Source organism: Salinicoccus siamensis (assembly GCF_055391965.1).
On sequence record NZ_AP043765.1, the window covers coordinates 78,511 to 91,393 of the forward strand.

General features: G+C 46.2%; 14 protein-coding genes. 10 read left to right on the forward strand and 4 right to left on the reverse strand.

The features are described from left to right. Positions 1–2 precede the first annotated feature (2 nt). The 4 genes from recF to dnaA all read right to left on the reverse strand — a co-directional run bounded on the left by recF (position 3) and on the right by dnaA (position 4,128). Complete coding sequence (recF, locus tag ACZ5LF_RS00355; protein WP_380569651.1) at positions 3–1,100, reverse strand: DNA replication/repair protein RecF; 1,098 nt, start codon at positions 1,098–1,100, stop codon at positions 3–5. Further along, entirely contained in the window at positions 1,097–1,312 is a 216-nt protein-coding gene (gene yaaA / locus ACZ5LF_RS00360; protein WP_344701958.1) for a S4 domain-containing protein YaaA, read from the reverse strand. The genes recF and yaaA overlap by 4 nt, the downstream gene beginning before the upstream one ends. A gap of 198 nt (positions 1,313–1,510) precedes the next feature. Further along, entirely contained in the window at positions 1,511–2,644 is a 1,134-nt protein-coding gene (gene dnaN, locus ACZ5LF_RS00365) for a DNA polymerase III subunit beta (protein ID WP_380569652.1), read from the reverse strand. A gap of 161 nt (positions 2,645–2,805) precedes the next feature. Continuing rightward, positions 2,806–4,128, reverse strand: coding sequence for a chromosomal replication initiator protein DnaA (dnaA, locus tag ACZ5LF_RS00370; protein ID WP_380569653.1), 1,323 nt, complete (start codon positions 4,126–4,128; stop codon positions 2,806–2,808). A gap of 447 nt (positions 4,129–4,575) precedes the next feature. Between dnaA and rpmH the strand changes: the two genes are divergently transcribed. From rpmH to ACZ5LF_RS00420, 10 genes are all read left to right on the forward strand, one after another. Then, entirely contained in the window at positions 4,576–4,713 is a 138-nt protein-coding gene (gene rpmH / locus ACZ5LF_RS00375; protein ID WP_000240855.1) for a 50S ribosomal protein L34, read from the forward strand. A 113-nt stretch (positions 4,714–4,826) separates the two neighbouring features. Next, positions 4,827–5,162, forward strand: a complete 336-nt coding sequence (rnpA, locus tag ACZ5LF_RS00380) for a ribonuclease P protein component (RefSeq protein WP_344702027.1) — start codon at positions 4,827–4,829, stop codon at positions 5,160–5,162. Between the two features lie 16 nt (positions 5,163–5,178). Beyond that, on the forward strand, positions 5,179–5,970 hold the full coding sequence (jag, locus tag ACZ5LF_RS00385) for an RNA-binding cell elongation regulator Jag/EloR (protein ID WP_380569654.1): 792 nt from the start codon (positions 5,179–5,181) through the stop codon (positions 5,968–5,970). A gap of 14 nt (positions 5,971–5,984) precedes the next feature. Next, positions 5,985–7,364, forward strand: coding sequence for a tRNA uridine-5-carboxymethylaminomethyl(34) synthesis GTPase MnmE (gene mnmE, locus ACZ5LF_RS00390; protein ID WP_380569655.1), 1,380 nt, complete (start codon positions 5,985–5,987; stop codon positions 7,362–7,364). 13 nt (positions 7,365–7,377) lie between these two features. Continuing rightward, the gene (gene mnmG, locus ACZ5LF_RS00395; protein ID WP_380569656.1) at positions 7,378–9,261 is read left to right on the forward strand and encodes a tRNA uridine-5-carboxymethylaminomethyl(34) synthesis enzyme MnmG; all 1,884 of its coding nucleotides are present in this window, start codon (positions 7,378–7,380) and stop codon (positions 9,259–9,261) included. Continuing rightward, complete coding sequence (rsmG, locus tag ACZ5LF_RS00400; protein WP_380569657.1) at positions 9,258–9,974, forward strand: 16S rRNA (guanine(527)-N(7))-methyltransferase RsmG; 717 nt, start codon at positions 9,258–9,260, stop codon at positions 9,972–9,974. Before mnmG ends, rsmG begins: the two co-directional genes overlap by 4 nt. 13 nt (positions 9,975–9,987) lie before the next feature. Beyond that, positions 9,988–10,800: a ParB/RepB/Spo0J family partition protein gene (locus tag ACZ5LF_RS00405; protein ID WP_380569658.1), complete on the forward strand. Its 813-nt coding sequence runs from the start codon at positions 9,988–9,990 to the stop codon at positions 10,798–10,800. 154 nt (positions 10,801–10,954) lie between these two features. After that, positions 10,955–11,725: a ParB/RepB/Spo0J family partition protein gene (locus ACZ5LF_RS00410; protein ID WP_380569659.1), complete on the forward strand. Its 771-nt coding sequence runs from the start codon at positions 10,955–10,957 to the stop codon at positions 11,723–11,725. A 24-nt stretch (positions 11,726–11,749) separates the two neighbouring features. Further along, entirely contained in the window at positions 11,750–12,697 is a 948-nt protein-coding gene (locus ACZ5LF_RS00415; protein ID WP_380569660.1) for a mechanosensitive ion channel family protein, read from the forward strand. Further along, positions 12,681–12,875 (forward strand): DUF951 domain-containing protein, encoded by a 195-nt coding sequence (locus tag ACZ5LF_RS00420; protein WP_380569661.1) that lies wholly within the window; start codon positions 12,681–12,683, stop codon positions 12,873–12,875. The genes ACZ5LF_RS00415 and ACZ5LF_RS00420 overlap by 17 nt, the downstream gene beginning before the upstream one ends. The last annotated feature ends 8 nt before the right edge of the window (positions 12,876–12,883 follow it).

Genomic DNA, 12,883 nt, shown 5'->3' on the forward strand with positions numbered 1-12,883 from the left:
CATTAAACTTTCACCTTGCCGTCTTTTATTCCGAACGCTTCCATATCGTCCATGATCTCATGGTTGATATCGCTGATTGATGTTGTAGTGACAAATGTCTGTACCTTATCCCGTATCGAAGTCAACAGATGGGATTGCCTCGTTTCATCCAGCTCACTCAGCACATCATCGAGCAGAAGAATCGGATACTCGCCGATTTCTTCCCTGATGAGTTCAAGCTCCGCTAATTTCACCGATAGGGCTGTCGTTCTCTGCTGGCCTTGGGAGCCGTAGGTCTGAACATCAAAGTCATTGATGTAGAAAGCGATGTCGTCACGGTGTGGACCGACCAGGGACTGTCCCCGTTCGATTTCCCGTTCAAGCATATCCGTGAATATCTGCTTCAATTCTGCTTCCAGCGCTTCCCTTTCCGTCTCCTGATACTTGACGTTCGGCTTATATTCCACAGAGAGCACTTCCCGACCGTTCGATATATCTCCATGAATCCTCCGGGCATGCTTCTCGATCGTCTCCACGAACTGTTGCCTTTTTAAAATAATTAAACTTGCATAATATGCAAGTTGTTCATTCAATACGTCGACCATAACCCGGTCGGCATCCCTCTTCTTCAAATAATTGTTCTTTTGGAGGAGTACCTTCTGGTAACCGCTCAACATGCTGATGTAGACCTTTGAAATCTGGCCGCATTCCATATTGATGAACTTCCGTCTGATCTGCGGGGAGCCTTTGACGATATTCAGATCTTCCGGGGCAAAGAGGACCACATTCAAATGTCCGATATAGTCGCTCAATTTGGAGACTTCCATATGATTCACCTTAGCACGTTTGCCCTTTTTGCTGACACTCAACGAAAGCGGGAATGTGCTGTAGGAAGTCGTAATCTGTCCATTGAGGTACGCTTCTTCCTCTCCGAAACGGATGAGCTCCTTATCTTTTGAAGTGCGGTGGCTCTTGGCCAACGCCAAAAAATGGATCGCTTCCAACAGATTCGTCTTCCCTTGGGCGTTTTGTCCTATAAATACATTCAATTTCGAATGGAAGACAAGATCCAATTTTTCATAATTCCTGTAATCCCCGAGATTGAGGCGCTTCAGGATCATTTGGTGTATTCGATCCTGAACTGGCCGTGTTCGCCAAGATCCAGCGTATCGCCATCATGGAGCTTTTTGCCTCTGCGGTTTTCAGGTTCTCCATTCAACAGCACTTCATTCTCCTGCAGGAACCATTTGGCTTCTCCGCCCGTGCCTATGATCCCTTCATGCTTGAGAAATTTTCCCAATGTTATCAGTTCATCGAACCGGATGCTTTTCATACACTCATCCTCCTTAATCTCACCTCTATATTATACTACATTTTAACTTTATTTTCACTCCAGAGGCCCAAATAAAGCGATTTGAGAGTTTTATCATGCATTTAGGGTTTTCCTACATAAAAACAAAAAGGCGACTGAGAAGCCCGTTTTTTTAAATTCTGGGCCTCAGTCGCAAATTTCAAGCTATAATTCTTTAATTTAATATGTCCTGATCGGCAAGATCAGCTGCACAACTTCATCTGATTCAGCCGCTTCCAGCGTGAATGGGCGCATCGTCCCGAAGAACTCGATGGAGACTTCGTCATCGTTGATGGCCTTCAGCGCATCCATCATATATTTCGAGTTGAAGGATATCTTCAAATCTTCCCCTTCAACTTTACCGGTATTGATGGCCTCGTGCACCGTACCGACTTCCGGCGAATTGGAGGAGAGTGCGACGCTGCCGTTTTCAACCGTCATGCGTATGACATTATTGCCGCCTTCCCTTGCAAGTAGGGAGACGCGGTCGATGGCGTGATAGAACTCACTGTTCTTCACTGTCACCTTCGTTTCATAGTTCTCCGGGAAGAGTCTGGAAGTATCCGGGTAGTTGCCTTCTAACAACCTGGAGATGAAACGCATATTGCCGTAGCTGAACAGTACCTGGTTTTGGGAAAAATGTATTTCCACTTCCTCATCAGAGTCGGTGATGATCTTGTTGAGTTCCGTCAACGACTTGCCTGGGATGATTGCATTCATATTCTCCATATTGAACTGCTCGCCCTGAAGTTTCCTTAAAGCAAGCCTGTGCGAGTCTGTAGCTGTGAATTTGATGCCATCTTCACTGAATTGCCAGTTGATGCCTGTCAGTACGGGACGTGTTTCAGACAATGATACTGCAAAATTGGTCTGGGTGATGATCGTCTTCAATACTGCAGAAGGGAGTACGACACTTTCCTCATCATTCACTTCAGGCAGCAATGGATACTGGTCTGGATCATTACCGCTTAGATTGAACTCGGACTGCGAAGCAGTAATCTTCGTCTGGAACTGATCATTGGTTTCAAGCGCTACAAAATCTCCAGATAATTTCTTGATGATGTCCACAAAGAATCTGCCGGACAGTACGACAGTACCCGGTTCTTCGATTTCAAGTATTTCCTCATTATCAATTTCAGTCGGTATGGTGATTTCTATGGAAATCTCCGAATCACTGCCTGTCAATATAAGTGATTCTTCTTTCACTTCCATTTTGATGCCATTCAGGATAGGTAGGGTGGTACGTGGAGAGATTGCTTTAAGACAGTGGTTCAACTGTTCGATGAAATATTGGCGGTTGATGCTGATTTTCATGAGTATAGGCTCCTTATATATATTTAGTAATAATTTAAGTAATAACAGTAATAGGCCCTGTGGGTTTGTGGATAAGTATCATGACCCCTTGATGTGCAAGTTATCCACATGTTGATAAGCTGTGGGCTGGAATGTAACATCCATCCACATTCTGCACAGGTCTAGCTGATCCTATTTTCTATTTCCTCGAGTTCCTGCTTGAAGGTTTCATCTTCACTCACCATCTTTGATATCTTCTCATGGGCGTGGATGACTGTCGAGTGGTCACGGCCCCCAAAAACTTCTCCGATTTTAGGGAGGGAGTAATCCGTCAGCTCCCTGGCCAGATACATAGCGATCTGACGGGGGAAAGCAATTGATTTGGTCCGTTTTTTGGATTCGAAGGCTTCAATCTGGATATCATAGAATGAAGCCACGGCCTCTTGGATATCGGAAATGGTGATTTTCTTTGACTTCGATTGAGTGACAAGATCTTTCAAAGCTTCAGAGACCATTTCTGGCGTCAACGGCTGATTGACGAGCTTCGAGTATGCTGCTACTCGGGTCAGTGCGCCTTCTAGTTCACGGATGTTCGTATGGATGTGATTGGCGATATAGATCATCGCTTCATTTGGGATTTCAACTTTTTCTTCTTCGCATTTTTTACGCAATATGGCAATGCGCGTTTCAAGATCAGGTGGTGTAATGTCGGTGATCAGTCCCCATTCAAAGCGGGATCGCAGCCGGTCTTCCAAGGTCGGGATTTCCTTTGGTGTGCGGTCACTTGAGATGACGATCTGCTTATTGTCTTCATGTAGGGCGTTGAAGGTATGGAAGAATTCCTCTTGGGTGGACTCTTTGCCGGCAAGGAACTGTATATCGTCGATCAGCAGCACATCAACATTGCGATAGCGGTTCCTGAATTCCTCGGTCTTATTGTCACGAATCGAGTTGATGAATTCATTGGTGAATTTTTCACTCGACAAGTAGGCGACTTTGGCATTTGGACGATGCTCCAGAACATAATGCCCGATGGCGTGCATCAGATGGGTTTTTCCAAGCCCGACGCCCCCATATATGAATAATGGGTTGTACGCCTTAGCCGGTGCTTCGGCAACGGCGAGTGAAGCGGCATGGCTGAAACGGTTGCCGTTGCCGATGACGAATGTTTCAAAAGTATTGTTGACATTCAACTGGGTGTGGACTGGGACTTCGGGCTCAGGCTTCTTCTCAGTTACAGTCTGCATCGGGGTTTCTTCCTCTTCGGTTGTGATCCGGATTTCTGGTTTCTCCCCCATGACTTCATACAGTTGCTCCTGGATCAGTCCACTGTAGTTCTTTTCAAGCCAGTCCCTTTGGAACTGGGTATCTGCCTTGATGACCGCCTTCTCGTTGTCGAGGTGGACCATGCTCGTTTCCTGAAACCAGGTTTGGTAGCTGGCATTGGCAATCGTACCCTTTATCCCCTTCAGCGTATTTGACCAGATTTCTTTTATACTACTCATACATTCTGTCCTCTTTTCCTATTCACATAATCACAGCGTGTGGATAACGTATTCCACAGTCTTGAACAACTATCCACAAGTTACACACAGACTGTGGACAAGTACAATTGACAGGACAATTTTTCCACAAAATCATATTCAAGATTATAACGAATAATTGAGATGATATCAACATTTATAATAAGATACCCACAATCTCCACAGTTATCCACAAGTTAATTAGCAACATGTGTGAACCTGGGGATAACTGTGGAATAAGTGTGTGGACATAAATATCCACAAGGAAGTTATCCACACTCCCTATCAACAAAACCGTTATCCCCAGCACGCTTTCTGACCTTCCGTGGTGAAAAATGTATTGAAATATGACTGTCCATCTGTTATTCTTTAATAGTTACAATTTTAGAAGCAATCCACAGGCAATAGCATTATGGAGGTGTATTTAATATGGTAAAACGTACTTACCAGCCAAATAAACGTAAACACAGCAAAGTGCACGGTTTCCGTAAAAGAATGAGTACAAAGAACGGACGTAAAGTTTTAGCCCGTCGCAGAAGAAAAGGCAGAAAAGTTCTTTCAGCCTAAATCCTCAAGATCATCTAAAAGGTGATCTTTTTTTGTGCATATGGCGTGCTATTTTATGAAAAAAGGTGTATTTTGTATAATAAAATATCATATGTAAGTGAGCGTAATCAGTGATGAAAAAACGATTCCGAATAAAAAAAGAACATGACTTCCAACTTGTCTTCAAGAAAAGGAAGTCTTTTGCCAATAGACAATTTGTCATCTACTTGTCAGATCATCCGAAAACAAATCATATGAGGGTGGGCATCAGTGTCTCCAAACGCCTGGGGAATGCAGTTAAACGCAACAAAATCAAAAGGCGTATCCGTGTTTTTTTCCAGAAGCACCAGGATAGGCTCGAGCCAAAGGAATATGTGGTCATCGCCAGACAGCCTGTGAGCAACATGGACTATCATGAGATGGAGAAGTCCTTGGTGCATGTGTTGAAGATCGCCAAATGCATAAAATAAGACGGGGGTTGCCACCATGTTTAAAATCTATGAGGGTGAAACTGTTGCACGCGCAATTGCTGAGGGCCTCGAAGAGTTGAAGGTATCTGAGGATGATGTGCGGATTGATGTGGAAGATGAAGGAAGGAAAGGGCTTTTTGGCTTCGGGAAGAGGGAGGCGGTCATCAAATTGACAGTCATCAATCCCGAGTTGAAGATGTACGGTTCCATCGAATCCTTAATAGCGAGAGACTTGGGACCAAAAGACACTGAGGTCACGGCTTTATCTGAAGAATCGCCTGTCGAGGCTCATGTCCCTGCCGAAGAAATGGATGAAGGACAGGCTGAAGATGACAGAAAAACAGAAGAGGCGTGCACTAAGGAAGAAGCTGCTTTGCTCACGCAGGATTACATCATGCAGGTAATCAAGGAAATGAACATCGATGCAGAGAGCAGCGTGAGCGTGGCACAGAATGAAGTAGCCATTGAACTGACTTCTCCCATGGCCGCGAAACTCATCGGCAAAAGAGGCAATACACTCAATGCCCTGCAGGAGGTTGCACAACAATTCTTCAATACGATATACAAAAGTTACGGGGCCATAGTAGTGGACGTTGAAGGCTATAGGGAAAAACGCCGTGAAACCTTGGAGAATCTGGCTGTGAACATGTCAAAAAAGGCATTGCGCAGCGGACAGCCGGTCCGGCTGGAACCGATGCCTTCCTCAGAACGAAAAATCATGCATAACGTCTTGAGCCAGGAGAAGGAAATCAATACGTATTCCGAAGGCACTGAGCCGAGGCGTTACATTGTTATAGAAAAGAAGTAAAGGAGCATTGCATCATGCAATTAGAAACCATATCCAGCATATCGACTCCGGTTGGTGAAGGTGCAATCGCAATCGTGCGTCTGTCGGGGGCGGATGCAGTTGAAATCGCAGATCACCTCTATAAAGGTGCGAAAAAGTTGGATGAAGTCGCGTCCCATACAATCAATTATGGTCATATAGTAGATCCAGATACGAATGAGACGGTTGAAGAAGTGATGGTCGCTGTTATGAGGGCTCCCCGCACCTATACACGTGAAGATATTGTAGAGATCAATTGCCATGGCGGCATACACACCGTCAATCGTGTCCTGCAACTGACTTTGAAGAACGGCTCCAGAATGGCCGAGCCTGGCGAATTCACTAAACGTGCCTTCCTGAATGGACGTATCGACCTGTCCCAGGCCGAGGGTGTGATGGACTTCATCCGCTCGAAGACGACTGAAGCGTCAAAAGTGGCCAATCAGCAGATGCAGGGCAGGCTGAAAACCTATATAGAAGGATTGCGTCAGAGGATCCTTACGGTTCTGGCCCAGGTCGAAGTGAACATCGACTATCCTGAATACGATGATGTGGAAGAGGCGACAACTGCCTTCTTGAAAGAAGAATCCGCCAAAATAGAAGCGGAAATTGAGAAGTTGCTGAAGACCAGCGCTCAGGGCAAGATATTGAGGGAAGGGCTCAGCACTGCCATTGTCGGCAAGCCGAACGTCGGGAAGAGTTCCCTGCTGAATTATCTCATCCAGGACAATAAGGCGATTGTTACGGAAGTGGCCGGGACCACCCGGGATATATTGGAAGAATACGTCAATGTCAACGGTATTCCGCTCAAACTGATTGATACGGCAGGAATCCGCGATACGGATGATATCGTCGAAAAAATCGGGGTCGAACGCAGCAGACAGGCTCTGAAGGAAGCAGAACTGATCCTTTATGTATTGAACAACAACGAACCTTTGACTGCAGAGGATCTCGAAATATTGGATTCCTTGGCAGACCAGAACGTCATCATCATCGTGAACAAGCTGGATCTGGAAGCGAAACTTGACACGAGCACCCTTCACTCCAGGTATCCCGAGATGCCGATCGTCAGAACATCAATCGTCGAAGGCACCGGAGTGGATGATTTGGAAGATAGGATTGCCACTTTATTCTTCGAAGGTGATATTCAGTCGGCTGATTCCACCTATGTATCGAATAACCGTCATATCCATCTGCTTGAACAGGCGAAGGCTGTCATTTCGGATGCGATAGAATCGGCAGACATGGATGTGCCGATCGATATTGTCCAGATCGATCTCGTCAAAACGTGGGAACTGCTTGGAGAAGTTATCGGGGAAGATGTCAGCGAGCAGCTGATCGACCAGCTCTTCAGCCAGTTCTGTCTTGGAAAATAAAAGGAGGAAAATTATGCCACATAATGTGAAATATGATGTTGTCGTCATCGGTGCAGGCCATGCAGGTGTAGAAGCGGGGCTCGCTTCTGCCAGAAAAGGGCTGCGTACGCTGATGCTGACCATCAACTTGGATAGCATCGCTTTCATGCCATGCAACCCTTCAGTTGGTGGACCGGCAAAAGGGATCGTCGTCCGAGAAGTGGATGCACTGGGTGGTCAGATGGCCAAAGTGATCGACAAAACCCATATACAGATGCGCATGTTGAATACAGGCAAGGGGCCAGCCGTCCGGGCGCTACGCGCACAGGCGGACAAAGTGCTCTATCAGCAAGAGATGAAACAAGTGCTGGAAAACGAGCCGAACCTCGACATCCTGCAAGGAATGGTGGACGAGATCATCGTTGAAGATGATGTTGTAAAAGGGGTCAGGACAAATATCGGTACAGTCTACGATGCAGATTCGGTCATCGTGACGACCGGCACCTTCCTGCGCGGCGAAATCATTCTCGGGGACTTGAAATATTCCAGTGGCCCCAACCACCAGATGCCGTCAATTCCGCTTGCAGACCAGTTGAAGGACCTTGGATTTGAAATTGTACGATTTAAAACCGGTACACCGCCACGCGTCAACTCGGATTCCATCGACTACTCCAAAACGGAAATACAGCCTGGGGACGATGTTCCCCGCGCCTTCAGTTTCGACACGACCGAGTTCATCATGGACCAGCTGCCGTGCTGGTTGACTTATACATCGGAGGATACCCATCTCATCATCAACGACAATCTTCATCTTTCCGCAATGTATTCCGGAATGGTGAAGGGTACTGGCCCACGCTACTGTCCATCCATAGAGGACAAAGTGGTACGCTTCAACGATAAGCCACGTCATCAGATATTCCTCGAACCAGAAGGCCGTTCTACGAAAGAGGTCTATGTGCAGGGACTTTCCACAAGCATGCCCGAGAATGTCCAGCGCGAAATGCTGTCGTCCGTACCAGGACTTGAAAACGCCAGAATGATGCGTGCCGGCTATGCCATCGAATACGATGCGCTTGTGCCGACGCAATTATGGCCGACACTTGAGACGAAGAAAATCAAAAACCTCTACACGGCAGGACAGATAAACGGTACAAGCGGTTATGAAGAAGCGGCGGGCCAAGGGCTTATAGCGGGCATTAACGCCGCAAGCAAACTGCTCGGTGAAGAAGAATTGGTGCTGAGCCGTTCTGACGCCTACATCGGCGTACTGATCGACGACCTTGTGACGAAGGGCACGAATGAACCGTATAGACTGCTGACTTCGCGTGCAGAGCACCGTCTTTTGTTGAGGCATGATAACGCGGATATGCGCCTGACTGAAATCGGTCATGACATCGGCCTGATTTCAGATGAGAGATACGCGGTCTTCAAGGAGAAGAAGCAGAATATAGAAGATGAACTGGAACGTTTGAAGAACATCAGGATAAAACCGAATGCACACACGCAATCTGTTATTGAAAAAAGAGGCGGCACACCTTTGAAAGACGGCATCCTCGCCGTCGATCTGCTGAGGCGTCCTGAGATGGATTATGCATCCATCATGGAGATTCTTGGAGAAGCGCATTCAATCAGCCAGGAAGAATATGAACAGGTTGAGATACAGCTGAAATATGACGGCTACATCAAGAAATCGCTTATGCAGGTGGATAAAGTGAAACGAATGGAGAAGAAAAAGATACCTGCTGATATCGACTATGACGCGATACACTCCCTGGCCACTGAAGCGCGCCATAAACTGAAGACGGTCAAACCGCTCGATATCGCTCAGGCGTCGAGAATTTCAGGAGTCAACCCGGCGGATATTTCGATTCTGCTCGTCTATATAGAACAAGGCAACATCAAGCGGGTGCACGCATGAACGAGCGGGAATTCATAGATGCATTGAAACAACAAGGCATAGAGTTGAGCGATGTCCAGATCAACCAGTTCAGAAGGTATTTCAATATGCTGGTCGAATGGAATGATAAGGTGAACCTGACTGCAGTGACGGATGAAGCAGGGGTATATCTGAAGCACTTCTATGATTCATTGACCCCTCTGTTCCATATCACCATAGCTGAAGAGGCAAGTATATGTGATGTGGGGGCAGGTGCAGGATTTCCAAGCATCCCGCTAAAGATAGTCAGACCAGACTTAAAGGTGACCATCGTGGATTCTTTGAATAAACGCATCATCTTTTTGAATGAACTGACTGCAGAGCTCGAACTTGATAAGATTCACCTGGTCCATGACCGGGCGGAAACGTTCGGCCAAGGCTCTCAGCGCCATATGTTCGATATTGTGACTGCCCGGGCTGTAGCCCAGCTGAACGTCCTTGCAGAATTGTGTCTGCCCCTTGTCAGAACAGGTGGGCATTTCCTGGTCCTTAAAGGTAAAAAAGGGATGGAAGAGCTCGAGGACAGCGATTTTGCGTTAGAGCTGCTGGGGGGTGAAATTATGGAAACCCATAATTTCACGCTGCCTGAAGAAGACAGTGAGCGTTATATCATCGACATCAAGAAAAAGAGGAAATCACCCAGGAAATATCCCCGTAAACCAGGGACTCCAAATAAATCTCCATTAAAGAAATAGGCAGGTGACATGTGTGAAAAAACCATTTTCAAGACTTTTCGGTCTGATGGATAAAAGTGAAAACCAGCAGGAGGAGGTCTCACTCCAACATCTGCCTATGGAAAATATTGTCCCGAACCGGTATCAACCGCGGACTGAATTCGATCGGGATAGAATACGGGAACTGGCTGACTCCATTGAAGAACATGGGCTGCTGCAGCCGATAACCGTACGCCCAATCGAAGAAGGTATGTATGAAATCATTGCAGGGGAGCGCAGATTTCGGGCACTGAAGATGCTGAACCGTGAAGAGGCGGAAGTGATCGTCAAATATTTGACGGATACTGAGTCTGCAGCAATCGCCCTGATTGAAAATATCCAGCGGGAGAACCTCTCCAGTATAGAAGAAGCCAGAGCCTACAAAAAACTGCTCAAGATGGATGGGATCACCCAGAAGAACCTTGCTCAAAACTTGGGCAAAAGCCAATCCTTCATTGCGAATAAGCTCAGGCTGCTGAAACTGTCCGAACCAGTCATCGAAGCGCTCCAAAGGCAGGAAATCACAGAGAGGCACGCACGCTCGTTGCTGAGTCTAGAAGATGACCAGCAAGGCGAGGTGCTAGAAGACATCAGAGCCCGTAAGTGGACCGTAAAAGATACTGAAATGGCGGTGAAAAAGAAGATTCAGCCGGCTAATGATGAGATGGACTTCAATCAGGATGCCTCATTCGCCCTCAATGGCCTGAACCGTGAAGTGGAACGCCTTAAGAATAAGGGAGTGGATGTTTCCTGCGAAACTTCTGATACTGCCGATTTTAAAGAGATGACAATCAGAATATATAAATAGACACTCACATATGTGGGTGTCTTTCTCACGTTTTAATTATCACATCCGAGTGAGAGGCATCCTGGACGGGAACTTCATCATTCAGTGACTGTGACATATAAGCAAGTGTGTCGGACAGCAACAATTTTTTTTAGATTACGGGGGCGAAATGAAAATGGAAGAAATCAAGATTTCCGATATCAGACGTAACCCTTATCAGCCTCGCATGGAATTCGATGAAGAGAAATTAAGTGAGCTGGCGGATTCCATCAGGTCGCATGGCGTAATACAACCAATCATACTCAGGAAATCCATCAAAGGATATGATATCGTCGCTGGAGAACGGCGTTATCGAGCCAGTCGAATGCTTGGCCGGGAAACGATTCCGGCAATAGTTAAAGAGATGACGGACGCGGAGATGATGGAACTTGCCATCATAGAAAATCTGCAGCGAGAAAATTTGAATCCCTTGGAAGAAGCTATGAGCTACAGGGAACTGATGACAGCCCTCGACATCACCCAAAATGCAGTGGCCGAAAGACTGGGGAGGTCAAGACCCTACATAGCAAATATGTTGCGGCTGCTCAACCTTCCGCATACAGTGAAGATGTTGATCAATGATGAAAAACTCTCAGGTGCGCATGGTCGGACACTGCTTGCTCTGAACGACGCTTTGCAGATGGAACAGGCAGCGCATCATGCCGTCAAAGAGAAGATGAGTGTGCGGGCACTTGAATCCTACGTAAAAAGTCTTCAACGAAAGCCCGTAAAGCAAAAAAGAGAAAACAGTAAGCCGCGTTTCATCGAGAAACAGGAGAATTCCTTGAAGGAACGCTTTGGTACCACGGTGGAAATCAAGAAATCCCGCAAAAAAGGGACGATTTCATTCGAGTTTAAAAATGAAGAAGAATACAGAAGGATCATCGCACTTTTAGAGAAAAAATAAAAAAAGAAAGTGAAGGTGGAAACAGTGTTCGGCAATATATTGATGACAACAACAGAAAAAGATCCACTCACATTCATCGAAGAAATCATGGCAACAATCAAAGATCCAGATATATGGACGGATCTCGCTTCGAAGGTCATTTGGTCGATCGTTCTAGTTATCGTAGCAATGATTCTGATCAGAATCATCAATCGGACAATTGAAAACTTTTTTAAAGTGAAGTCAAAATCCCGCTTGAAGGGCAATGAAAAACGCAACCAGACATTGATCAACGTATTGGAGAATGTAGCAACCGTCTTCATATGGTTCGTCATTGTCATGATGATATTTGAAACGTTCAACCTTCCGGTGCGCACCCTCCTTGCCGGTGCCGGAGTCGTTGGTCTCGCCATAGGTTTTGGGGCGCAGAGTTTGGTGAAGGATATGATAACCGGCTTCTTCATCCTCTTGGAGAATCAGTTCGATAAAGGCGACTTCGTACGGGTGAATACATCAGGCACGACTGTTGCGGAGGGAGAAGTCATTTCTCTCGGACTGCGTGCCACGAGGATTCAAGGCTGGGAAGGTGAACTCATCAACCTGCCGAACAGTACCATCAATGAAGTTGTGAATTTTTCTAGATATAATGCGATATCGATGCTCGATATCAATGTATCCGTTTCAGAAGATCTCGATCGGGTGGAACGAATACTTGAGACATATTTTGCCGAGCATTGGGAGGAAGAAGAAATGCTTGTGGCCCAGCCAGAATTGTTAGGTCTACAAGGCATAGAGAGCGGTGAAGCGATTATACGTGTAATGCTTGAGACCCAGCCTATGGAACATTTCGGTGTGACGCGACGTGTGAGGAAGTCGCTCAAAAATCATCTCGAAAGTAAAGGCATCTACATTTCAGTACCTAAAATGGACATACAGGATTATGATGGTAAAATGGCTAAAGATGAAGGTGACAGGTATGGCAAAGAATTATGATCTGAATGATATCGTTGAAATGAAGAAACCGCACCCCTGCGGCAGTAGACTCTTTTCTATTACGCGGATGGGTGCAGATATAAAAATCAAATGCAATGAATGCGGACGGGTCATCATGATGACGCGCCGCGACTTCGAGAAGAGAATGAAAATGGTAAGAAAAAAATATGAATCGTAAAGGTGATA

Excerpts from the sequence above, each read along its gene's own strand:
- rpmH (WP_000240855.1), top strand. The coding sequence starts at position 4,576 with ATGGTAAAACGTACTTACCAGCCAAATAAACGTAAACACAGCAAAGTG.
- jag (WP_380569654.1), top strand. The coding sequence starts at position 5,179 with ATGTTTAAAATCTATGAGGGTGAAACTGTTGCACGCGCAATTGCTGAG.
- rnpA (WP_344702027.1), top strand. The coding sequence starts at position 4,827 with ATGAAAAAACGATTCCGAATAAAAAAAGAACATGACTTCCAACTTGTC.
- mnmG (WP_380569656.1), top strand. The coding sequence starts at position 7,378 with ATGCCACATAATGTGAAATATGATGTTGTCGTCATCGGTGCAGGCCAT.
- rsmG (WP_380569657.1), top strand. The coding sequence starts at position 9,258 with ATGAACGAGCGGGAATTCATAGATGCATTGAAACAACAAGGCATAGAG.
- yaaA (WP_344701958.1), bottom strand. The coding sequence starts at position 1,312 with ATGAAAAGCATCCGGTTCGATGAACTGATAACATTGGGAAAATTTCTC.
- ACZ5LF_RS00420 (WP_380569661.1), top strand. The coding sequence starts at position 12,681 with ATGGCAAAGAATTATGATCTGAATGATATCGTTGAAATGAAGAAACCG.
- mnmE (WP_380569655.1), top strand. The coding sequence starts at position 5,985 with ATGCAATTAGAAACCATATCCAGCATATCGACTCCGGTTGGTGAAGGT.
- recF (WP_380569651.1), bottom strand. The coding sequence starts at position 1,100 with ATGATCCTGAAGCGCCTCAATCTCGGGGATTACAGGAATTATGAAAAA.
- dnaN (WP_380569652.1), bottom strand. The coding sequence starts at position 2,644 with ATGAAAATCAGCATCAACCGCCAATATTTCATCGAACAGTTGAACCAC.
- ACZ5LF_RS00410 (WP_380569659.1), top strand. The coding sequence starts at position 10,955 with ATGGAAGAAATCAAGATTTCCGATATCAGACGTAACCCTTATCAGCCT.
- dnaA (WP_380569653.1), bottom strand. The coding sequence starts at position 4,128 with ATGAGTAGTATAAAAGAAATCTGGTCAAATACGCTGAAGGGGATAAAG.